The 21356-nt window shown below is 61.5% G+C and carries 21 protein-coding genes and 1 pseudogene; 14 read left to right on the forward strand and 8 right to left on the reverse strand.

Annotation, left to right across the window (positions count from 1 at the left end; all coding sequences use genetic code 11):
• Positions 1 to 47: 47 nt before the first annotated feature.
• Complete coding sequence (locus tag Tel_16015) at positions 48 to 299, forward strand: hypothetical protein (protein ID ALP54534.1); 252 nt, start codon at positions 48 to 50, stop codon at positions 297 to 299.
• 26 nt (positions 300 to 325) lie between these two features.
• The gene (locus tag Tel_16020) at positions 326 to 1273 is read left to right on the forward strand and encodes a hypothetical protein (GenBank protein ALP54535.1); all 948 of its coding nucleotides are present in this window, start codon (positions 326 to 328) and stop codon (positions 1271 to 1273) included.
• Here the strand turns inward: Tel_16020 and Tel_16025 are convergent.
• Both Tel_16025 and sat read right to left on the reverse strand, forming a co-directional pair.
• Positions 1270 to 2217 carry a histone deacetylase gene (locus tag Tel_16025; GenBank protein ALP54901.1) on the reverse strand — a complete coding sequence of 316 codons (948 nt, stop codon included), beginning with the start codon at positions 2215 to 2217 and terminating at the stop codon, positions 1270 to 1272. The two genes, Tel_16020 and Tel_16025, sit on opposite strands and share 4 nt — an antisense overlap.
• Before the next feature lie 87 nt (positions 2218 to 2304).
• Complete coding sequence (gene sat / locus Tel_16030) at positions 2305 to 3522, reverse strand: sulfate adenylyltransferase (protein ALP54536.1); 1218 nt, start codon at positions 3520 to 3522, stop codon at positions 2305 to 2307.
• A gap of 430 nt (positions 3523 to 3952) precedes the next feature.
• Between sat and Tel_16035 the strand changes: the two genes are divergently transcribed.
• From Tel_16035 to Tel_16070, 8 genes are all read left to right on the forward strand, one after another.
• Positions 3953 to 5578 carry a hypothetical protein gene (locus Tel_16035; protein ID ALP54537.1) on the forward strand — a complete coding sequence of 542 codons (1626 nt, stop codon included), beginning with the start codon at positions 3953 to 3955 and terminating at the stop codon, positions 5576 to 5578.
• 86 nt (positions 5579 to 5664) lie between these two features.
• Positions 5665 to 6213, forward strand: a complete 549-nt coding sequence (locus Tel_16040; protein ID ALP54538.1) for an ATP-dependent protease subunit HslV — start codon at positions 5665 to 5667, stop codon at positions 6211 to 6213.
• A gap of 15 nt (positions 6214 to 6228) precedes the next feature.
• A complete protein-coding gene (gene hslU, locus Tel_16045) occupies positions 6229 to 7557 on the forward strand; it encodes an ATP-dependent protease ATP-binding subunit HslU (protein ALP54539.1) in 1329 nt (442 codons plus the stop codon).
• Between the two features lie 186 nt (positions 7558 to 7743).
• Complete coding sequence (locus Tel_16050; protein ALP54540.1) at positions 7744 to 8145, forward strand: 1-(5-phosphoribosyl)-5-[(5-phosphoribosylamino)methylideneamino] imidazole-4-carboxamide isomerase; 402 nt, start codon at positions 7744 to 7746, stop codon at positions 8143 to 8145.
• Positions 8142 to 8897, forward strand: coding sequence for a ubiquinone biosynthesis methyltransferase UbiE (gene ubiE / locus Tel_16055; GenBank protein ID ALP54541.1), 756 nt, complete (start codon positions 8142 to 8144; stop codon positions 8895 to 8897). The genes Tel_16050 and ubiE overlap by 4 nt, the downstream gene beginning before the upstream one ends.
• 2 nt (positions 8898 to 8899) lie before the next feature.
• The gene (locus Tel_16060; GenBank protein ALP54542.1) at positions 8900 to 9517 is read left to right on the forward strand and encodes a hypothetical protein; all 618 of its coding nucleotides are present in this window, start codon (positions 8900 to 8902) and stop codon (positions 9515 to 9517) included.
• Positions 9518 to 9525: 8 nt separating this feature from the next.
• Positions 9526 to 11190: a ubiquinone biosynthesis protein UbiB gene (locus Tel_16065; GenBank protein ID ALP54543.1), complete on the forward strand. Its 1665-nt coding sequence runs from the start codon at positions 9526 to 9528 to the stop codon at positions 11188 to 11190.
• 81 nt (positions 11191 to 11271) lie between these two features.
• Positions 11272 to 12105 (forward strand): hypothetical protein, encoded by an 834-nt coding sequence (locus tag Tel_16070; protein ID ALP54544.1) that lies wholly within the window; start codon positions 11272 to 11274, stop codon positions 12103 to 12105.
• A 92-nt stretch (positions 12106 to 12197) separates the two neighbouring features.
• On the opposite strand, the gene Tel_16075 is transcribed toward Tel_16070, so the two are convergent.
• From Tel_16075 to Tel_16100, 6 genes and pseudogenes are all read right to left on the reverse strand, one after another.
• Positions 12198 to 12755, reverse strand: a complete 558-nt coding sequence (locus Tel_16075; protein ID ALP54545.1) for a 4-methyl-5(B-hydroxyethyl)-thiazole monophosphate biosynthesis protein — start codon at positions 12753 to 12755, stop codon at positions 12198 to 12200.
• A gap of 13 nt (positions 12756 to 12768) precedes the next feature.
• Entirely contained in the window at positions 12769 to 13350 is a 582-nt protein-coding gene (locus Tel_16080) for a hypothetical protein (protein ID ALP54546.1), read from the reverse strand.
• 414 nt (positions 13351 to 13764) lie between these two features.
• A pseudogene (locus Tel_16085) lies at positions 13765 to 14472 on the reverse strand (hypothetical protein).
• A 60-nt stretch (positions 14473 to 14532) separates the two neighbouring features.
• Positions 14533 to 15864, reverse strand: coding sequence for a peptidase S41 (locus tag Tel_16090; protein ALP54547.1), 1332 nt, complete (start codon positions 15862 to 15864; stop codon positions 14533 to 14535).
• 154 nt (positions 15865 to 16018) lie between these two features.
• Positions 16019 to 17149: a hypothetical protein gene (locus Tel_16095; protein ALP54548.1), complete on the reverse strand. Its 1131-nt coding sequence runs from the start codon at positions 17147 to 17149 to the stop codon at positions 16019 to 16021.
• 68 nt (positions 17150 to 17217) lie between these two features.
• The gene (locus Tel_16100; protein ALP54549.1) at positions 17218 to 18780 is read right to left on the reverse strand and encodes a 2,3-bisphosphoglycerate-independent phosphoglycerate mutase; all 1563 of its coding nucleotides are present in this window, start codon (positions 18778 to 18780) and stop codon (positions 17218 to 17220) included.
• A gap of 246 nt (positions 18781 to 19026) precedes the next feature.
• Between Tel_16100 and Tel_16105 the strand changes: the two genes are divergently transcribed.
• From Tel_16105 to Tel_16120, 4 genes are all read left to right on the forward strand, one after another.
• Complete coding sequence (locus Tel_16105; GenBank protein ALP54902.1) at positions 19027 to 19344, forward strand: ArsR family transcriptional regulator; 318 nt, start codon at positions 19027 to 19029, stop codon at positions 19342 to 19344.
• Positions 19345 to 19413: 69 nt separating this feature from the next.
• Entirely contained in the window at positions 19414 to 19839 is a 426-nt protein-coding gene (locus tag Tel_16110) for a hypothetical protein (GenBank protein ID ALP54550.1), read from the forward strand.
• 26 nt (positions 19840 to 19865) lie between these two features.
• Entirely contained in the window at positions 19866 to 20336 is a 471-nt protein-coding gene (locus Tel_16115; protein ID ALP54551.1) for a preprotein translocase subunit SecB, read from the forward strand.
• 9 nt (positions 20337 to 20345) lie between these two features.
• Positions 20346 to 21350: a glycerol-3-phosphate dehydrogenase gene (locus tag Tel_16120; protein ID ALP54552.1), complete on the forward strand. Its 1005-nt coding sequence runs from the start codon at positions 20346 to 20348 to the stop codon at positions 21348 to 21350.
• The last annotated feature ends 6 nt before the right edge of the window (positions 21351 to 21356 follow it).

Here is a 21356-nt window from a genome sequence, read left to right on the forward strand (position 1 = left end):
GATCTTGGCTGTCGATTTCGTGACATCTAAACTAAGGAGAACAAACGATGAACAACATGCAAATCAGAATAACCAATCGGGGACTGTTTTTCGTCGTGATCTTCACCGTCTTGGCGCTGGGCGGGTGCAGCAATGGCCGTAACGGGAATGACGGCCAGATGATGGCCGACAGCGGTCAATGCTGGTCGCAAAAGGGCGGGGTCGGAAATCTGCTCAAAAATTCGTCTACCAAGGCAGAGTGTGAGGAACTGGGCGGCAAGTCATGGTGCCCGGTGGGCGGCGGCTGCGAGAATCTATAAGCGGCAGCCCGGCAGGGGAGGGGAACATGGCACAAGCGAATCGATCCATCAGCAATGACTGGCCCGAACTGCCCTTCGCGGCCTGGCGCGATACCTGCGCCACGCTGCATTTGTGGACCCAAATCGTCGGTAAGATCCGCTTGGCGCAAACGCCGTGGATCAACCACTCCTGGCATGTGCCGCTGTATGTCAGCGGGCGCGGCTTGAGCACGTCGCCGATTCCCTATGGCGGTTCGGCGTTTCAGATCGACTTCGATTTCATCGATCACGCGCTGCTCATCCACAGCAGCGATTGTTTGAGCCGGCGTGTGCCGCTGCGGCCGCAATCGGTGGCGGACTTTTACCGAGCGCTGATGGCGACGCTGGGCGAGCTGGGCTTGGACATCCGCATCAATCCCATGCCTAACGAAATACCCGATGCCATCCGCTTCGATCAGGATACGACGCATGATCACTACGATGCTGAGTCCGTGACGCGCTTCTGGCGCGCCCTGGTACAGGTGGATCGGGTGTTTAAGGAATTTCGCGCGCGCTTCTTGGGCAAGTGCAGCCCGGTGCATTTTTTCTGGGGCAGTTTCGATCTGGCAGTGACGCGCTTCTCCGGCCGCCCGGCGCCGCCCCATCCCGGCGGTTTTCCCAATATGCCCGACTGGGTGGCGCGCGAGGCCTATTCCCATGAGGTCAGCAGCGCCGGTTTCTGGCCCGGTGGGGGCGGCATCGATCACGCGGCGTTTTACAGCTATGCCTATCCCACGCCAAACGGCTTTGCCGAGGCGCCGGTGCGCCCGTCGGCGGCTTACTTTTCCAAGCAGCTGGGCGAATTTATCCTGCCCTACGACGACGTGCGCCAGGCCGCCTCGCCGGACGAGTTGTTGCTCGGTTTTTTGCAAAGCAGCTACGCGGCGGCGGCCGACCTCGCGCAATGGGACCGGGACGCGCTGGAGCGCGACATGGTCGACGTGGCCACGCCCTAAACCGGGTCCAGCAGACCCTCGACCAGCGCCGTCCAGCCGGCCTGGATATTGGCCTTTTCATAGCCCCCGCCGCCCACCGCCAGCAGACGGCCCGGGGCGAATCGTTGCGCCAAGCTGTTAAGACGCCGGGCCGCGTGTCGGTGACACTGAGGTGAAAACTGCAAATGGGTCAGCGGGTCGCCGGCCAGGCTGTCGACGCCGCATTGCAGCAGAATGAATTCCGGTTCGGCGGCCGTGATGAAGGACTCGACTTGGCCCCAGGCCTCGAAAAAAGCAGTCGCGCCGGCATTGGGCGGCAAGGGCAGGTTGAGCTTGGTTTTTTCGGCCGCCCCTGTGCCCGTTTCGTCGCTGCGGCCCGTGCCGGGATAGAGATAATGGCCGTCTTCGTGGATGTCGGCGATGATCACGCGTGGCTCATGCTCGAAACCGTAGTAGACGCCGTCGCCGTGGTGGGCGTCGATGTCCACGTAGGCGATTTTCGCCAGACCGTATTGCTGCAACAGGGTCTCGATTACCACGCCGCAATCATTGAAGACGCAAAAGCCGGCGGCGCGGTCGCGGCGGGCATGATGTAAACCGGCGATGGGCACGAAGGCCGGGCCGCATGCGCCACGCATGATCTGTGCGACGGCATCCAGGCAGCTGCCCACCACCGTGGCCGCGGCCTCGTAGACACCGGGGAAGGCGGGCGTGTCGCCGTCGTCCAGATAGCCCGTTCCGGACGCGGATTGTCGTTTCACCTGTTCCACATAGGCATGGTCGTGGAAGCGTTCAATCTCGCTTTGGCTTGCCGGGGTCGGCGTACGCAATGTGATCTTGGGCCCCAGGCCCGCTTGATCCAGCGCCTCGCTAAATGCCTGCATGCGCCAGGGACCGAAGGGGTGGCCGTTGGGAAAGCCATAGTCCCCGAGTGTTTCGCCCAGATAGACACAGAGTTTGGACATGGTCATCAAGCTTAGGTGATTATGGCAAAAGTGCAAAAAGGAAAGGCCCGCAGTTGCGGGCCTGTCTTGTTACCACGGCTGTGAAGCTTACTTGGCCGAATGACCGCTCAGCTTGACCTCGACCTTTTCATCGTCGGCGATGCCTTCGTAGTACTCGCGCAGGATGGCCAGCACCTCGGGACGGGAGAACTCGGCCGGGACCTCGTCGCCCTCGGAGAGCAGCTTGCGCAGCTTGGAGCCGGACAGCAGCAGGCGGTCGCCGGCCTCATGCGGACAGGTCTTCATGGAGGCCATGCCGCCGCACTTGTAGCAGAAGAAGGTCCAGTCGATCTTGAGCGGCTGGGTCTCCAGGGCGCCTTCGGGCAGTTCGTCGAAGATGTGATGGGCGTCGAAGGGGCCGTAGTAGTCACCCACGCCGGCGTGGTCGCGGCCCACGATCAGGTGCGAGCAGCCGTAGTTCTGGCGGAACAGGGCGTGCAGCAGGGCCTCGCGCGGACCGGCGTAGCGCATGTCCAGCGGATAACCGGATTGCAATACGGTGTCCTTGACGAAATAGTTTTCCACCAGCGAGTTGATGGCCTTGACGCGTACGTCGGAGGGGATGTCGCCGGGCTTGAGCTTGCCCAGCAGGGAATGGATCATGACGCCGTCGCAGATCTCGATGGCGATCTTCACCAGGTATTCGTGCGAGCGGTGCAGCGGGTTGCGGGTCTGGAAGGCCACCACGGTGCTCCAGCCCTTTTCCTCAAAGTGTTTGCGGGTCTCGGCCGGGGTCATGTAGATGTCACCGAAATCGGTGGGGAAGCGGCCCTGGGACAGCACCTTGACGGGGCCGGCCAGGTTGACCTCGCCCTGCTCCATGACCATCTTTACGCCGGGATGCTCGATGTCGGTGGTCTTGTAGACCATCATGCACTCGTGCTCTTTATCGATGGCGTATTTCTCGGTGACGGTCATGGTGGCCATGATCTCGCCGCTTTCGGCGTCGACCAGGGCGATGTCCTCGCCCAGCTTGAGGGTGTCGGCCTCGGCCTGAGGGGTGGACAGGGTGATGGGGATGGGCCAGAACAGGCCGCTGGCCATCTTCATACCGTCGCAGACGCCCTCCCAGTCGGCGCGGGTCATGAAACCGTCCAAGGGGGTGAAGCCGCCGATGCCCAGCATGATGATGTCACCGACTTCGCGCGAGCTGACGTTGAGCTTGGGCAGGGTCTCGGCGCGCGCCAGCTCGGCCGTCAGGGCCTCGCCTTCCAGCAGTAGCGGCTTTAATTCACCGCCGCCATGGGGATTTACCAGTTTGGACATAAGTTGAACTCCTTCGAGGTATGAATGAAATCATCGGCCCACCGGCCACTTGGGTCGCAATTATAGCGCGAAGCCAACAGGGGCATAAGGATCGCCGCTACACTCTATAAACGATGCTCTAATCTATACGCCCCGATGGCCCTTATGCCCCCGCTTTTGTGCGCATCCATGGGCGCGTTCAGGTGCTTGTGCCAAGAGCCCGCGATTGTTTATAAGTCTTTGTAAAAAGGCCGTTAATCGGGTGCGGCCGTGGGCGCGGGCTGCGCCAAGGGAGGCGTTTGTCCGGACCCTTGAAGTGTCGCGCCATGCACGGCAGTGAGTACTCCGCTTAAGCCAGCGTGTCACTAGGATGGTGAACAACTAGGTTTCTATAATCCTGACTGAGCCGGCCGATAGGGTTTGAAAGACGATTCAACCGGGAAACCTGCCTATGGTGGACAACAAGCAACTCCAGGCCCAATTGGAGGCCTTGCGCGAGAACTTTATCGCCAAACTGCCGGAGCGCCTGGCGGCCCTGGAGGCGGGGCTGGAAACGTGGCGTGCCAGCGGTGATGAGGCGGCCTTGTCCGAATTTCACCGCATCGCCCATTCGCTTACGGGCGCGGGCGCGACCTTCGGCTGCGAGCTGCTGAGCACGGCGGCGCGCGCCCTGGAGCGGCAGTTGGTAGGCGTCGACTCGGCCCGTGATTTCGCGGCGCTGGAGGCCTTGCTGGAGGCGGTACGGCGCGCTGTCGACGAGGCCAAGCGCGAAGACTATGTGAAGCCGGAGCCGGTCGTGGCCCTGCCCTTGGTCAAGCACGAGGCGCGCGTGGTGTACATCCTCGAGGAAGAGGCGGCCGAGCGCGCGGGTCTGGCGCGGCAACTGGAACACTTCGGTTACACCGCCCAGGTCTTCGCGACGCCGCTGGCCCTTAAAGATGCGGTGGCCGTGCAGCGACCGGCGGCCATGATTGCGGAGATCACCCTGACGGCCGGCGGTCTGGCCGGTATCGAGGTGGTGAGGACTATCAACGCGGAGTTGGAGGCGCCCATCCCGGCCATTTTCGTTTCCTCCCATGGGGATTTCGAGGCGCGCCTGGAGGCGATGCGCGCCGGCGGCCGGGCCTATTTCACCAAGCCGTTGTCCATCGAGGCGTTGGTGGACATGGTCGATGAGCTGACCTCGGTGGAGCAGAAACAGCCGTATCATGTGCTCATTGTCGACGACTCGCCGGTCCAGGCCGAGTTTTACGCCAAGGTGCTGGAGCAGGCGGGCATGGCCACCGACGTGGTCTGCGATTCCATGGAGGTCTCGGATGCGCTGCGCGACACCGCCCCCGAGTTGGTGCTGATGGATATGTACATGCCCTACTGCAGCGGCGTGGAGCTGGCTGCGGTGATCCGCCAGCAGCCCGCCTATCTGGGCCTGCCCATCGTATTCCTGTCCGCCGAGACCGACCGCCATGCCCAGCTCGAGGCCCTGCGCCTGGGCGGCGATGATTTTCTCACCAAGCCGATTCAGCCCGCGGAACTTGTCGCCTCGGTCGGCGTGCGCGCCGAGCGTTATCGTCTGCTGCGCTCGCGCATGTCGCAGGACAGCCTCACCGGCCTGCTCAATCATCGCCGCTTGATGGAGAGTCTCGACAAGGAGATGGCCAGAGTGCAGCGCCACGGCGGCGCACTGGCCTTCGTCATGCTCGATATCGATCATTTCAAGCAGGTCAACGACAGCTACGGCCATGCCGTCGGCGACCGGGTGATCATGAGTCTGGCGCGGCTGTTGAAACAACGTCTGCGCAACACCGATATCATCGGCCGTTACGGCGGCGAGGAATTCGCCGTGATCCTGCCCGAATGCCCGCTGCCGACGGCTACCCAGCTGATGGACGAGATCCGGCAGCACTTCGCCGGGCTGGAGCACTGCGCCGGCGAGCGGCGCTTCAACGTCACCCTGAGCGGCGGCATCGCCGCCTGTCCGGCCTTCACCGAGGTGGGCGAGCTGCGCGCAGCCGCCGACCGCATGCTCTACCGCGCCAAGCACAGCGGCCGCAACCGCATCCTCGCCTATACGCCATAATCCCGGCGCCCGCCGGTCTCCGGGGCGCTTGCCATTTGCTGTACAATGGCACTCTTTTTCCAAGAGTCATTACAAGGAGTGCTGGCGTGGAGCAATATCGAGGAACCACCATCCTGTCGGTGCGCCGCAAGGGCAAGGTGGTGATCGGCGGCGACGGCCAGGTGTCATTGGGCGATACGGTGATGAAGGGCAACGCACGCAAGGTGCGCCGGCTCTATAACGAGCGCGTCATCGCCGGCTTCGCCGGCGGCACCGCCGACGCCTTTACCCTGTTTGAACGCTTCGAGGGCAAGCTGGAGAAACACTCCGGCCACCTGGTGCGTGCCGCCGTGGAGCTGGCCAAGGACTGGCGCACCGACCGCGCCCTGCGCCGCCTGGAGGCGCTGCTGCTGGTGGCCGATGCCAAGGCCTCGCTCATCATTACCGGCAACGGCGATGTGGTCGAGCCCGAGCATGAGGAAGACCTGATGGCCATCGGCTCCGGCGGCGCCTTCGCCCAGGCCGCCGCCCACGCCCTGTTGGACAACACCGAGCTGGACGCCCGCAGCATCGTCGAGAAGGGGCTGAACATCGCCGCCAACATCTGTGTCTACACCAACGGCAACCTCACCATCGAAGAATTAACCACTGAATAAAGGTTCAATAACGCTATGTCAGCAATGACACCCAGAGAGATCGTCCAGGAGCTGGACAAGCATATCATTGGCCAGTCGGCCGCCAAGCGCGCCGTGGCCATCGCCCTGCGTAATCGCTGGCGCCGCAGTCAGGTGGACGCCGAGCTGCGCAACGAGATCACCCCCAAGAATATCCTCATGATCGGTCCCACCGGGGTGGGCAAGACCGAGATCGCCCGGCGCTTGGCTAAGCTGGCCAAGGCCCCCTTCATCAAGGTGGAGGCCACCAAGTTTACCGAGGTGGGCTATGTGGGCCGCGATGTGGAATCCATTATCCGTGACCTGGTGGACGTGTCCATCAAGATGACCCGCGAGCAGGCCAAGAAAGAGGTGCGCTACCGCGCCGAAGAGGCCGCCGAAGAACGCATCCTGGATATCCTGTTGCCACCGCCCCGGGGCGGTTACGACGATGAGGGCCAGGACAAGAGTTCTTCGACACGCCAGGTGTTTCGTAAAAAGCTGCGCCAGGGCGAGCTGGACGAGCGCGAGATCGAGATCGAGGTGGCCGCCCCCGCTGCCAACGTGGAAATCATGGGGCCGCCGGGCATGGAAGACATGACCAGCCAGTTGCAGAATATCTTTCAGAACATGGGCCCGGGCAAGACCCAGCGCCGCAAGGTGCCCATCAAGGAGGCCTTTAAACTGCTGGCCGATGAGGAAGCGGCCAAGCTGGTCAATGAAGAAGACATCAAGACCCAGGCGTTGCAGAACGCCGAGCAGAACGGCATCGTCTTCCTCGATGAGCTGGACAAGATCGCCAAGCGCGGCGAAACCTCGGGCACCGATGTCTCGCGCGAAGGGGTGCAGCGTGATCTGTTGCCGCTGGTGGAGGGGTCCACCGTGTCCACCAAGCATGGCATGCTCAAGACCGACCACATCCTGTTCATCGCCTCAGGTGCGTTTCATCTTTCCAGGCCCTCTGATCTGGTGCCGGAGCTGCAGGGCAGGCTGCCCATCCGGGTCGAGCTCGATGCCCTGGAAGTGGGGGATTTCGTGCGTATCCTCACCGAGCCGGATGCCTCCCTGACCCAGCAATACTCGGCCCTGCTGGCCACCGAGGGGGTGACGCTCAGCTTTACCGAGGACGGCATCGCGCGCCTGGCCGAAGTGGCCTGGCAGGTCAACGAGCGCACCGAGAACATCGGCGCGCGGCGCCTGCATACGGTGATGGAGAAACTACTCGAGTTGATCTCGTATGAGGCGCCGGACAAGGCGGGCGAACAGCTGACCGTTGACGCGGCTTACGTCAATGCCCAATTGGATAAGCTGGCCCAGAACGAAGATCTGAGTCGTTATATTCTGTAAACCAATGCCGCTCATCCCCCAGTCTTCAGTGTGCCATCATACAGCTTCCCCCTTGTCTAAAGGCGCCCACAGATCGGGCATAAAGGGACTGAGGGGGATTTCAGCCGTGGTGAACATCGACAGGTTGTTAAATCCCCCCCTGCCCCCCTTTTCCAAAGGGGGGAATAACACCGTTTGCGAGGATAGATCATGAACACGCCCGCTCCCACCGACATCCGTCTGCATCAGAAATCACGCTATCTGGAAATCAGCTTTGCCGACGGCCAGACCTTCAAACTCCCCTGCGAGTTCCTGCGCGTGCATTCCCCCTCCGCCGAGGTGCGCGGCCACGGCCGGGGCCAGGAGGTGTTGCAGGTGGGCAAGGAAGACGTCAATATCGTGGCCATCGAGCCGGTAGGGCAGTACGCGGTGAAACTCTTTTTCGATGATGGCCACAACTCGGGCTTGTTCGACTGGGGCTTGCTGCACCGCTATGGGGAACATCAGGATGAGATGTGGCAGGCTTATCTGGAGCGCCTCAAAGCCGCCGGCCACGAACGCCGCGCGTCCGGTCCGGCGCCGGTCCAAACCGAAGAGTCAGACTCATGAGTGACGAACAACACAAGACCACCCATTTCGGCTACCAGGAGGTGCCGCTGGCCGAGAAGGCCGGCAAGGTACGTGAAGTGTTTGACTCGGTGGCGGACAAGTACGACGTGATGAACGATGTCATGTCCTTCGGCATCCACCGGTTGTGGAAGCGTTTTACCCTGGAAATGACCGGCTTGAAGCCGGGTCAGCGCGCCCTGGATCTGGCCTCCGGCACCGGCGACCTGGCCGCCAAGTTGGCGCAACAGGTGGGCGGCACGGGCGAGGTGGTGTCGTCGGACATCAACGGCGCCATGCTCGGCAACGGCCGCGATCGCTTGCTGGACATGGGGGTGGTGGGCAATGTCCGTTTTGTCCAGGCCGACGCCCAGCAGCTGCCGTTTCCCGACAACACGTTTGACTGCGTCACCATGGCCTTCGGCCTGCGCAATGTCACCGATAAGGATCAGGCGCTGCGCGCCATCTATCGCTGCCTTAAGCCCGGCGGCCGCCTGCTGGTGCTGGAGTTCTCCAAGCCGACGGCGCCGGGGTTGAAGCCGGTCTACGATGCCTATTCCTTCCGGCTGTTGCCTTTGATGGGCAAGTTGATCGCCAATGATGCGGACAGTTATCGCTATCTGGCCGAATCCATTCGCGTGCACCCCGATCAAAAAGCATTGCAGGGCATGATGGCGGCGGCCGGTTTCGAGCGCTGTGATTTTCATAACATGAGTGGAGGCATTGTGGCCCTGCATCGAGGCTACAAATTCTGACCATGGTATTACCCATGATGGCGAACGCGGCGCTGGAAAAGGCGCTCAACCAGTGTCTGCGCATGGACCCCGAGACCCTGGCGCGGGTGACCCGGCTCGAGGGCCGGGTGGTCGCCCTGGAGATCGCCGGGCTGGCACAGACGCTCTACCTGCTGCCCACCGCCAGCGGCCTACGGGTGCAAAGCGTGTTCGAGGGCGAGCCCGATGTCACTCTCCGTGGCGCCCCCTTCAGCCTGGCGCGCCTGGGGCTGAGCGAGCATCCCACCCAGGTGTTCGGCGATGGCGTGGAGATGAGCGGCGACGTGCAGCTGGGGCGCAAGATTCAACGCATTCTCGACGGTCTCAAACTGGATTGGGAGGAACAACTCTCCCATGTCTGCGGCGACGTGCTGGCCCACCAGCTGGGCAACGGTCTGCGCGGCCTGATCGATTGGGGGCGCCAGGCCGGCGATACGCTGGGCCGCGATGTGGCCGAGTACTTCCAAGAAGAGAGCCGCGACTTGGTGGTGCGCGCCGAGCTGGCGCCGCTGCTCGACGCCGTTGATGAACTGCGCGCCGATCTCGACCGGCTCACCCAGCGCGTGCAGCGCCTGCAGGCACGGCTGCGGCCAAAGGAATAGACACAGGGATGATGGGATTCAAACAGGCCCTGCGCCTATTAAACATTAACTGGGTATTGGTGAAGCACGGCCTGGACGAGGTGGTATTCGCCACCCATCTGTTCCGCCCGGTGCGTTTCCTGCTCTATTTCTGGCCGCCGCACTGGTTCCGCCAGGACAATGCCACGCGCGGCGAACGCATCCGCCGCGCATTGGAAGAGCTGGGGCCGCTGTTCGTCAAATTCGGCCAGCTGCTTTCCACCCGTCGTGATCTGCTGGCCGACGACATCGCCGACGAACTGGCCAAACTGCAGGACCGGGTGCCGCCGTTTCCCGGATTGCAGGCGCGTCAGTTGATCGAGGCGGCCTATAAACAAGACATCCACGCCGTATTTGCCGAGTTCGACGAGACGCCGCTGGCCTCGGCCTCCATCGCCCAGGTGCACGCCGCGCGGCTGTTGGACGGCAGCGAGGTGGTGGTGAAGGTGGTGCGACCCGGCATCAAGCGCGTCATCGAACGCGACGTCAGTCTGCTTTACATCGTCGCCGGCCTGGCCGAGCGCTACTGGCCGCAGGGGCGCCGGCTGCGGCCGCTGGAGGTGGTGCGCGAATACGAAAAGACCATCCTCGACGAACTGGACCTGATGCGCGAGGCGGGCAACGCCTCCCAGCTGCGGCGCAATTTCATCGACTCGCCGCTGCTTTACATCCCCGGGATCTACTGGCCCCATTGCCGCCGCGGCGTGATGGTGATGGAGCGCATCAGCGGTATCCCGGTGAGCAACGTGGACGTGCTCAGACGCCGCGGCGTGGATTTTAAACTGCTCGCCGAGCGCGGCGTGGAGATCTTCTTCACCCAGGTGTTCAAGCACAACTTCTTTCACGCTGACATGCACCCGGGCAATATTTTCGTCTCGCCCGAGGGCAAGTACCTGGCGGTGGACTTCGGTATCATGGGGTCGCTCAGCGCCGAGGACCAGCGCTATCTGGCCGGCAATTTCGTCGCCTTCTTCAATCGTGACTACCGCCGTGTCGCCGAGCTGCATGTGGAGTCGGGCTGGGTGCCCAAGGGGACCCGCATCGACGAAATGGAGGCGGCGATTCGCACCGTCTGTGAGCCTATCTTCGAGCGGCCCCTGAAGGACATCTCGCTCGGCCACCTGCTGATGCGTCTGTTCCAGGCCGCGCGCCGCTTCAATATGGAGGTGCAGCCCCAGCTGGTGCTGTTGCAAAAGACCCTGCTCAATGTGGAGGGGTTGGGGCGCCAGCTCTATCCCGAGCTCGATCTGTGGCAGACCGCCAAACCTTTTCTCGAGCGCTGGATGAGTGAGCAGCTGGGCAGCCGCGCCTTACTCAAGAATCTCAAGGCCAACCTGCCGTTGTGGGCCGAGACCCTGCCGCGACTGCCCACTCTGTTGCATGACCTGGCCAAGCGCGCCGAAGAAGGCGAGCTGGAATTGCAGTGGCGCTCGGATGAAATCGCCAAGTTGCGCCGGGAAGTGCGCAGCGCTAACCGGCGCAGTTTTGCCGCTATCAGTGCCGCCGCGCTGATCGTTTCTGCCGCCGTCATCCTCGGGCTGGACGGTTACGCCCCGCGCATGCTCGCCGACGCACCCCTGATCAGCTGGGTGCTGGGGGGGATTGCGCTAGCAATATTAATATCTTACTGGCCCTCGGGGACGCAGCGCGATTAGTCCGCGGCGGCGCTGGCAACCTTTTTGCACTTGTCAGAGAACTTGTTAGCGAATTCAATATAACGGGTCTGATTATTGGATATGTGGTTGTTCTCAACATACGCAGTCAAACTGCCGCGGCCGCTGCTGGTGCGCTCGGAGACGGGCGACGCCGTGTCGATGTTGGTCAACGTCAAGGGCTGGGACGCCGAGGTCAGGCTGATCCCCGCTACCCGCCTCGGACGTATCCGACCGCCCGCCAGCGGCGGCTGGCACTACCCGGTGTCGCAGCTGGAGATCACGGTGGCGCGCGACGGTGAGCTGGGTGATGAGATGGTGCATGAGGAGGGCGCGCGCGCCGTGGTCGAGCGACTGCTGGTATTTCTGCAGCTGCGTCTGCGCCATTCTTTGTTTGAGGCCATCGAACGCTATCAGCAGTTTTACGCCGATGCCGATCCCGCTTCTGGCGCCGCGCGCGATTGGATCGAGATCACGCCGCAGCTCAGCCGGGTGGCCGATTACGCCGAACGCAACAATATGCATGACTATATGTGCGAACTGTTCAGCAAGGCCTTGTGCCGCGGCCTATTGAGTGACGCCGCCAGCTCCATCGCCCACGGCCGCAGCCGGCGCGCCTGTCTGGAATTGACCATGGCCTGTGAAACGGCCCTGGGGATGCGGTTGGAAGCCGCCGGCCTGGTCAAGGCCGGCATCGGTTCGGTATTCAGGAACCAGCACAGCGAGGCGGCGGATGAGATCGTACGGCTGTTCCAGGCCCGCGATGCCATGCGCCACGCCGGCGACGGCCTGTTCCGGTTTGTATCGGCGGCGAGATGGCGTGAGATCGAGGCCAATTTGACCCGGTGGCAGGCTGCGGTAGAATGTTTAGCCGATTGGCTGAATGCGATGAATCAAGGTCTGCAGGAAGCATTATAACAAGCAACAGGGGTGGATGAGGAACGTGATCCGCCACGGACGGTATGCTAAGCCGCTCACTGAGCGGCTTTTTTGTTGTCTACGCCTGCGGGTTAATCCCGCAACAGGGGCTGTTCCACCGAGTGTTTCAGGGCCGTGCCGCCCAGCGCCTCGATCAGGGCCAGGGCGAAATCCATGGCCGGGCCGGGGCCGCGGCCGGTGATAATCCTGCCGTCGACGGTGACGGCTGCGCCGGTGTAGGTCATGCCGGCAATGTCCATCGTGTCCAAGGTGCCCGGATAGCTGGTGGCGCGTTTGCCTTCCAATACGCCGGCGCGCGCCAATACCCGCGGCGCGGCACAAATGGCGCAGATGTATTTGTCCGCCGCCGCCATTTTCTGTACCAGCTGGATGATGCGCTCGTCGTCGTTGAGATTATCGGCACCGGGCAGACCGCCGGGCAGGGCGATCATGTCGTAGTCGTCCTGCAAGGCCTCATCCAGGGTGGTGTCGGGCAACAGCTGGGTGCCGCGCGCGGCCTTCACCGGACTGAGCTGAGTTTCCAGCCCGGCGGTGGTGACGCTGATCTGGCCGCGGCGCAGCAGATCGATCATGGTCACGGCTTCGATTTCTTCACATCCCTGTGCCAGGGGTATCAGGACTTTGCTCATGCTGGGGTCTCCTTTAAAAGCTCAAATCGAGCTGTTCCTGATCGAGCCGATCATAGATGGGCAGTCGGTCGCGGCTGCGTGCCAGCGGGTTGAAGCGGTGTTCCCAGCTGAGATTGGCTTCGATTAAATGGATGATGCGCCAGTCGCGTAGCCACAGGTAGTCGGCGATCATGCGGCGGTGACATTGATAGGGGTCGCGTTCGGCGCACATGATGGCCACGGTCTGGTGGCCGGCCAGGCTTATCAGCCGTGTCATGCCGGTCTCGAATAGGCCGCTGGCCATGTGGTCGGCATAGGCCCGGAAGCCGTCGCTGGCCAGGGCGGTATGTGGCGAATCGGTTTTTTCGCGGCGCCGCCCGCCCAGTTCGCGACCCAGCCAGGCGTAGGCGATGCCTTCGTCCTGCAGTGCCAGCTTGAGACTGTTGCGGTTAAATACGGGAAAACGGCGCGAACTCGGGTGGCTGCGCACATCGACCAGTTGGACCACGGCGGCGCCCTGCAGCAGGTCGATTAACTCGTCCAGGCTGCGATTGCTGTGACCGAGGGTGTACAGCGTTCCCGCCGGTTCCTTGGCTGGATAGTGCGTTTCGACCACGGGTGCGTCCGCCTTGGGTTGTCGAAAGGTGAGTGTGTAGAGAGGGATTCTAAGGCCTTTTATCCGCGCGTATCAAATCCCTTCCGGAGGCCGATTTTCGCCGAAATATTGACACATTATGTCAATAATTTGGCTTTATAGTCAAAATAATGGCGCAGGAAGACAAAAAAATAGGGCACTTATTGACGGTGCCCTATAGAAGGAGGGTAGGAAGAGATGACTACAGTGTCTCAGCAAGACACTGCTAATTATTTAGCACATTGTGTGCCAATATTAAAGAAATCGGCGCAAGTGCCGGGGGAGGGTGGTTTAGGGGGTGTTGTCGCCGGCGCTTTCCGATAACCCGGAGGTGTTGTAAACCAGCGGACCGGGTGGCGCGCCCGCGGGCCGTGCCCACTGCGTATCGGGACTGTCTTGCAGCAGCGTGCTGACCGGTACCAGTGCAATACCGGCCCGGGCCAGTTGCGGGATCATCACGCTCAATACCGTCAGCGTGCTGTCATAGGGGTGACCGATACCGATGGCGCTGCCCTGGCGGACCGCCTTGTTGATCAGGCGTTTGAACTGATGGAGGATGGCGTCGGGGCTGGGGTCATCATCCAGAAACACATCGCGCTGGCGCGCGGGGATGTTGTGTTCCCGGGCCAGTTGAGCGGCCACGCTATGGTGAGTGGTGCGGCTGTCAACGAAATAGAGCCCGACGCGCTGCGTCAGTTCTTCCATCAGCCATTGCATGTGGCCCGGGTGGCGGGTTAACAGACTGCCCATGTGGTTGTTGATGCCGGCCACATGGGGGACGGCGTTCAGGTCTTGTCGCAGGGTGGTGCGAAACTGGTGTCTGCTCATGTCCAAGGTCAGGGCGCCGGGACCGAGAAAGTGGTTCGATTCCATGGCCTGCATGGGCAGGTGCAGCATGACCTCTTTGCCGAGTCGGTGAGCGCTCTCGGCCAGTGAGCGGGCGTGGGGCGTGTGGGGCAGAAAGGCGTAGGTGACGGCGCCGGGCAGGTCCAGGGCGCGCAGACCGGCTTCACGCTGGTCGCCCATGTCATCGATGATGATGCTGATGCGCATTGTAGCGGCGATGTCCGTTTCGGCCTGGGCCGAAAGGGTGAACAGCAACAGCGCAACCCCGCCCGCTAGGCGGGCGAGTCTGCGCCGTCTGCGAAGGCCGAAGCGCAAGATTTATCTTTGCAGGATCTCCAGCCCTTTCAGCAAATTGAGTGCCTCATAGAGCTGGTAATCGCGCTTGGCCAGGGATTCTTCTTTTTTCTCGTCATCGCTTGCGGCGTCGCTGGCCCCGTCCTCGATGGCGTCCTGCGTGTCACCGTCGCCGTTTTCCAGATGGCGCGACAGGTTGGCCTCCTTGATGGGTTCGAAGGGGGAGGGCTCAAGCTCGGCCAGCTTGACGTTTTCCAGCGGGATGTCGGGCACGATGCCTTCGGCCTGGATGGAGCGGCCGGACGGGGTGTAGTAACGCGCCGTGGTCAGTTTGAGGGCGGCGCCGTTGTGCATGGGCAGGATGGTTTGCACCGAGCCCTTGCCGAAGGTGGTGTGGCCCATGATGATGGCACGCTTGTGATCCTGCAGGGCGCCGGCGACGATCTCGGAGGCGGAGGCCGAACCGCCGTTGACCAACACCACGATGGGGGCGCCCTTCATGATGTCGATGGGAGTGGCCTTGAATTTCATTTCCGAATCATCGATGCGACCTTCGGTGTAGACGATCAGGCCGTCTTCCAGGAAGGCGTCGGACACCGCCACGGCGGCGTTCAGAACCCCGCCGGGATTATTGCGCAGATCCAGTACGATGCCTTTCAGCTTGCCCTCGTTGTCGCGCTTGAGTTCGCTCAGGGCATTGATCAGGTTCTCGCCGGTATTGGATTGGAACTGGGTGATGCGGACATAGCCGAAGCCCGGTTCCAGCATGCGCGATTTGACGCTGTTGACCTTGATCACGGCGCGGGTGATGGTGATTTTGAGCGGCCGGTCTTCGCCTTCGCGCACCACGGTAAGCACGATCTTGGTGCCGGGTTTGCCGCGCATCAATTTCACCGCTTCGCCAAGCGACAGTCCCTTCACCGGCGCGTCGTCGATGCGAATAATAAGGTCACCGGGCTCGATGCCGGCGCGTTCGGCCGGGGTGTCATCGATGGGTGAGATAACCTTGACGAAACCGTCTTCCATGCCCACTTCGATGCCCAGGCCGCCGAACTCGCCGCTGGTGCCGACCTGGAGCTCCTTATAGGCCTCGGGGTCCAAATAGGTGGAGTGGGGATCGAGGCCGGAGAGCATGCCGCGGATGGCGCCTTCCAGCAGGTCGCCGTCCTCGGTGGATTCGACGTAATCCGATTTGATCTTGCCGAAGACCTCGGTAAAGGTCCGCAGTTCATCCAGCGGCAGCGGCATTTGGCGCGCCTCTTCGCGCTCTGCCAAAACCCCTTGGCCTATGGTTAAGGAAACGCCGAGGATCAGGCCGAGGCTGACGAGCAGAAGGTTGCGCGTGGAAAATGTCATTTATTAATTGCTCCAATCGAAATGGGTGTGTGGCGTCGCCGTGTCAAGGGAGGATACTCTTTAATAACGTGCACTTACAAGACTATGACCGCTCCAGCCCGTTTTTGTTGCGGCCTGTCGAGCGTGTCTTTTTGGGCACCTTCTCGATACCGGGCTAGCGGCACCATGCTTCCGGATTGATCGGTTTTCCCTTGTGGCGCATTTCAAAATACAGCGCGGCGCTGTTGTTGCCACCGCTATTGCCCAATGCCGCGACCGCCTCGTTGGCCGCCACACTGTCGCCCGCATCTTTATACAGACTTTGGTTGTGACCGTAGAGGCTCATGAAGCCGTTGCCATGATCGACGATCAGCATTAGACCGTAGCCGCGGATCCAGTCGGCGAAGATCACTTTCCCGGGGGCGATGCTGCGTACCTCCTGGCCCTCGGCGGCGGCGATGGTAATGCCCTGCCACTTGAGCCGACCCTGGCCGCGGGTCTCACCGTAATGATTCTGGATACGTCCCTGTGTCGGCCATTTGAGCTTGCCCTTGAGTTGGGTCAGGTCGCGAAAGTCCTGGGGCACGGCGCCGGGCGCCGGTGTCAGGTCGCGCAGCAGCTCGCTCAGCGCTTGCTCGTCTTCGAGCAGTTTGCCGAGCCGTTGTTCCTTGCTGTCGATTTCGCGATTGAGCTTGGCGAGTACGGTTTTGCGCTCGCCGCGGCGCTGTTGCAAGGCTTCACTTTGGCGCCGTTGTTCCCGTTGTAGTTGCTCCAGGCGTGCGCGGCTTTGGCGCAGGCGGGTCTCGGCATTGTCGAGCTGTTCGATATTGCGCCGGGTCTGTTCCACCGCCTCCAGTTGGGCACGGGTGAAATAGCCGTAGTAGGTCAAGATGCGGCCCGCCGCGCCGGGGTCGGTCTGGTTGAGCAACATCTTGAGCGCCTGTTGCTGGCCGGCGCTGAAACCGGCACGGACCTGTTGGCTCAAGCTGTCGCGCTGTTCGGCCAGTGTGTTGCGCAGGGTGCGGGCCTCGTGCTCCAGTTGTCGTTGCGCCTGTTGTTGTTCTCTGAGTTCGGTTTCGGTCCGGCGTTGCGTGCGGCTGACGGCGGCGATGTCTTTCTCGATGCGGCGGAGTTCCTCACGGTAACGCTGCAGCTGTTGTTTGTCGCCGCTTAGGTGTTTTTGCAGCTGGCCGATGTCCTTGCGCATCTGTTCCAGGCGCTGCTGTGAGTCCGCGACTGCGCTGGCGCTGAGAATGAGGCCGGGCAGCAGAGCGATGAGGCACGCATGTAGGGTGGGTGTTTTCAAACCGGTGCGAGCATTGTTTGTCGAAGCGATAGGCCGATTATGTGGCCGCGGCGGTGGGCCGGCAAGGCTTACTCGTGCGCATCGTCCTGTAGGCGCATCAACGGGTGGCCGCGCATATTGTCGGGAATCTCCAAGCCCATCAGGTAGAGCATGGTCGGGGCCACGTCGGCCAGGCTGCCCTGGCTTTCGTCCGCCGTGGCGGGGCGTCCGACATAGACGAAGGGCACGACATTATGGGTGTGGGCGGTATGGGCCTGGCCGGAATCGTGGTCGCGCATGCGCTCGGCATTGCCGTGATCGGCGGTAATCAAGGCCTCGCCGCCCACTTGTTTGAGGGCGCTGAGGACCTTGCCCAGGCACGTGTCGATGGTCTCGATGGCCGTGATCGTGGCATCGAAGTTGCCGGTATGGCCGACCATGTCGGGATTAGCGTAATTGCAGATGATGGTGTCGTATTTGCCGCTGCGGATGGCCTCGCACAGTTTGTCGGTGACTTCGTAGGCGCTCATCTCCGGCTTTTCGTCATAGGTGGCGACGTCGGGCGAGGGGATCAGGATACGGTCCTCGCCGGCAAAGGCGATTTCGATGCCGCCATTGAAAAAGAAGGTGACGTGGGCGTACTTTTCCGTCTCCGCGATGCGCAGTTGGTGCAGGCCGATGTTGGAAATGTATTCACCGAAGCCGTTGCTGATGTCCTCCGGCGGGAAGGCTACCGGAATGTGGAATTCCTTGTGGTACTCGGTCAGGCTGATAAAGCCGGCCAGCTTGGGTCTGGCGGTGCGCGCAAAGCCGTCGAAGTCGTCCTCGATGAAGGCGCGGGTGATCTGACGGGCGCGGTCGGAGCGATAGTTCATGAACACGATCACGTCGCCGTCTTCGATGGTGACCGGCTTGGTGTCTGCCGGGACGATGGCGGTGGCCTTGACGAACTCGTCATTCTCGCCGCGCTCATAGGCCATGTTCAGACCGGTGATAGCGTCGGGGGCGCTGAACTCGCCCTTGCCCTGGGTCATCAGGTCATAGGCGGCCTGAATGCGCGGCCAGCGGTGGTCGCGGTCCATGGCGAAATAACGGCCGACAATGGAGGCGATACGCCCATGCCCAAGTTCCTGAAATTCCTTTTCCATGGCCTTGATCGAAGCGCTGGCGCTGCGCGGCGGCGTGTCGCGGCCGTCCAGGAAGGCGTGCAGGTAAACCTTGTCGGCGCCGCGATCCACCGCCAGTTTAATGAAGGCCTGAATGTGTTCTTCATGGCTGTGGACGCCGCCGGGCGACAGCAGGCCGAGCACGTGCACCGCCTTGCCATTTTCGACGGCCGTGTCCACCGCCTGGGTCAGGGTATTATTGCTGAAAAACGAACCGGTCTTGATGGAGCGGCTGATGCGGGTGAATTCCTGGTACACCACCCGGCCGGCGCCGAGGTTCAGGTGGCCGACCTCGGAGTTGCCCATCTGGGAGGCGGGCAGGCCGACTTCGGGGCCGGAGCAGCGTAGAAAGGTGTGCGGGTATTCCTTCCAGATCCGGTCCCAGACCGGGGTATTGGCATGTTGGATGGCGTTGAATTCCGCTTCTTCGCTGTAGCCCCAGCCATCCAAGATGATCAGGGTCATAGGTTTTACTGAGTCCGGCATGATTATTAATGTTGTTCAGGGGGTTAAGAGTCGTCGTCCGGCAAGAGAAGTCGTGCCCGGTGACAGGGGGCATATTATGACATTAACCACCGTTTCATGATAGCGTACGCCGTTACGCGGCATAAATGCTACTTAATACATAATTATATAATGTTTTTTTTAAAACAAAAACCTATAATTCCAGGGGTGTGCACTGGGTGGGCTATTATTGGGTGTGGGCAGTCATAGTGATTGGGGGTGATCGATATGTTGCAATTGGATAACGAAGGTCTGTTGGACAAGGATGAAGACATCGATTTGGCGGCGCGTTCGCTGAAGGCCATGTCGCATCCCATTCGCCTGAAGATACTCTGTACCTTGAGCGACGGCGAGGTGAGCGTGCAGGAGATTGTCGACAATGTCGGCACCTCGCAAAGCAATATCTCACAGCATTTGGCGATATTGCGCGACAAGGGGATTCTGATGTCACGGAAAGACGCGAATCGTGTATATTACCGCGTCGGCGATCGCCGAACCTTGCGCCTGATCAGCATGATGAAAGAGCTGTTCTGCGACGCTGAATAAGGCCGTCCCCGGTGGCGGCGATCTCCAGAATTCATCAAGTAGTCAAATTAAGGTGGGATAATCGACTCCATGGGGCAGTATTTGGAATTTGCGCGGAATCATCCGCTGTTGATGGCTGCGCTGGTTCTCGTCATCACCCTATTAGTGATGAACGAGTTCAAGCGCAAGCTGCTCGGTTTTAAAGAAGTCGGCGCCAATGAAGCGGTGCGGCTGATCAATCATGACGATGCGTTGGTATTGGATGTGCGTGAAGACAAGGAATTTCGTGACGGACATATCCTGCATGCCAAAAACATCCCGCTCGGTTTGCTGGAGAGCCGCCTCGACGAGCTCGAGGCGCACAAAGATAAACCGGTGGTCGTGTACTGCCGCACCGGTCAGCGTGCCGCCAAGGCGGGCGCCGTGTTGCAGCGCCAGGGCTTCAACTCCGTTTACAAACTCAAAGGCGGCATGCTGGCCTGGACCGATGCCAATATGCCGCTGAGTCGCAAGTAATCCATTCAACAAACAGGAACACAACCATGGCAGAAGCAGAAAACCCGGCCCAGGGGCAGTTTTCCATTCAGAAGATTTACACCAAGGATGTCTCCTTTGAGACACCCAATTCGCCGGCGATTTTCGCCGAGCAAAAATGGGAACCCGAGGTCAATGTGCAGCTCAACAGCCGCGCCGGCAAGATGGAAAACAATATGCACGAAGTGGTGTTGTCGGTGACCGTGACCGCCAAGGTTGGTGAGCAGACCGCCTACCTGGTGGAAGTGCAACAGGCCGGGGTGTTTCAGACCACCGGTTTCGATGATAAGCAGACGGGGCATCTGCTCGGCTCATTTTGTCCCAATATACTGTTCCCCTATGTACGCGAAACCATTTCCGATCTGGTGACCCGCGGTGGTTTTCCGCAAATGCTGCTGCAGCCGGTCAACTTCGATGCCATCTATGCCCAACATCTGCAACAACAGCAGGCCGAGGGGCAGAAAGAGGTGGCGCACTAAAGCCCGGCGATGAGACAGATCGCCACCACAGTCATTGGCGCGGGTGCCTGGGGTACGGCGCTGGCGGCTCTGCTGGCGGACAACGGTCAGTCTACCCGTTTGTGGGCACGCGACCCGGAGCATCTGCGGCGCATGGCCGACACGGGTGTCAACGAAGACTATCTGCCCGACATCACCTTGCCGCCAAGCTTGCAGTTCGAGCCCGACCTCCATGCCGCCGTGAGTGCGGCCCGCGATGTGTTGCTGGTGGTACCCAGTCATGCCTTTCGACAAAGCCTGGACGCGATTCGGCCGCACATCAGCGGTGACACCCGCCTGATCTGGGCCAGCAAGGGCTTCGAGCCGGAGAGTGGTCGTTTGCTGCATCAGATCGTCGAGGATGTGGTCGGCGCCGACCGTCCCATGGCGGTGATCACCGGGCCGACCTTCGCCCTGGAGGTTGCCCGCGGCCTGCCCACCGCCCTGACTGTTGCTTCCGCCGATCAGGACTTCGCCGCCGAGATTGCCGCACACCTGCATAACGACTCGTTTCGAGCCTATACCTCGCCCGATGTGGTGGGCGCGGAAGTCGGCGGCGCGGTGAAAAACATCCTCGCCATCGCCGCCGGCATCGCCGACGGGTTGGGCTTCGGCGCCAACGCCCGCGCCGCCCTGATCACCCGCGGCCTGACCGAGATCATGCGTCTGGGCGAAGCCCTGGGCGGTCACAAGGAGACCTTGATGGGTCTGGCCGGGTTGGGCGATCTGGTGCTCACCTGTACCGACGATCAATCACGTAACCGTCGTTTCGGTTTGGCGCTCGGGCGCGGGCAATCCATTAGCGCGGCGCGCGCCTCGATCAAACACGTGGTGGAAGGGATCGACGCCACCCGCGAGGCGCGGCGCCTGGCGGCATCCCTGAATATCGAGATGCCCATCACCGAACAGGTCTACCAAGTGCTCTTCCACGACCTTGCGCCGCGCGCGGCGGTGCATCATCTGCTCACCCGCGAGCAGAAGGCCGAAATGATTTAACCCCTT

It is taken from the genome of Candidatus Tenderia electrophaga (assembly GCA_001447805.1).
In the GTDB taxonomy this organism is placed as follows: Bacteria; Pseudomonadota; Gammaproteobacteria; order Tenderiales; family Tenderiaceae; genus Tenderia; species Tenderia electrophaga.

Bases quoted from the DNA above. Each gene is read 5' to 3' on its own strand.
- Tel_16060 (ALP54542.1), top strand. From the start codon at position 8,900: ATGGTATTACCCATGATGGCGAACGCGGCGCTGGAAAAGGCGCTCAAC.
- Tel_16070 (ALP54544.1), top strand. From the start codon at position 11,272: ATGTGGTTGTTCTCAACATACGCAGTCAAACTGCCGCGGCCGCTGCTG.
- Tel_16035 (ALP54537.1), top strand. From the start codon at position 3,953: ATGGTGGACAACAAGCAACTCCAGGCCCAATTGGAGGCCTTGCGCGAG.
- Tel_16110 (ALP54550.1), top strand. From the start codon at position 19,414: ATGGGGCAGTATTTGGAATTTGCGCGGAATCATCCGCTGTTGATGGCT.
- Tel_16115 (ALP54551.1), top strand. From the start codon at position 19,866: ATGGCAGAAGCAGAAAACCCGGCCCAGGGGCAGTTTTCCATTCAGAAG.
- Tel_16105 (ALP54902.1), top strand. From the start codon at position 19,027: ATGTTGCAATTGGATAACGAAGGTCTGTTGGACAAGGATGAAGACATC.
- Tel_16025 (ALP54901.1), bottom strand. From the start codon at position 2,217: ATGTCCAAACTCTGTGTCTATCTGGGCGAAACACTCGGGGACTATGGC.
- Tel_16100 (ALP54549.1), bottom strand. From the start codon at position 18,780: ATGCCGGACTCAGTAAAACCTATGACCCTGATCATCTTGGATGGCTGG.
- hslU (ALP54539.1), top strand. From the start codon at position 6,229: ATGTCAGCAATGACACCCAGAGAGATCGTCCAGGAGCTGGACAAGCAT.
- Tel_16090 (ALP54547.1), bottom strand. From the start codon at position 15,864: ATGACATTTTCCACGCGCAACCTTCTGCTCGTCAGCCTCGGCCTGATC.
- Tel_16065 (ALP54543.1), top strand. From the start codon at position 9,526: ATGATGGGATTCAAACAGGCCCTGCGCCTATTAAACATTAACTGGGTA.
- Tel_16015 (ALP54534.1), top strand. From the start codon at position 48: ATGAACAACATGCAAATCAGAATAACCAATCGGGGACTGTTTTTCGTC.
- sat (ALP54536.1), bottom strand. From the start codon at position 3,522: ATGTCCAAACTGGTAAATCCCCATGGCGGCGGTGAATTAAAGCCGCTA.
- Tel_16075 (ALP54545.1), bottom strand. From the start codon at position 12,755: ATGAGCAAAGTCCTGATACCCCTGGCACAGGGATGTGAAGAAATCGAA.
- Tel_16020 (ALP54535.1), top strand. From the start codon at position 326: ATGGCACAAGCGAATCGATCCATCAGCAATGACTGGCCCGAACTGCCC.
- ubiE (ALP54541.1), top strand. From the start codon at position 8,142: ATGAGTGACGAACAACACAAGACCACCCATTTCGGCTACCAGGAGGTG.
- Tel_16120 (ALP54552.1), top strand. From the start codon at position 20,346: ATGAGACAGATCGCCACCACAGTCATTGGCGCGGGTGCCTGGGGTACG.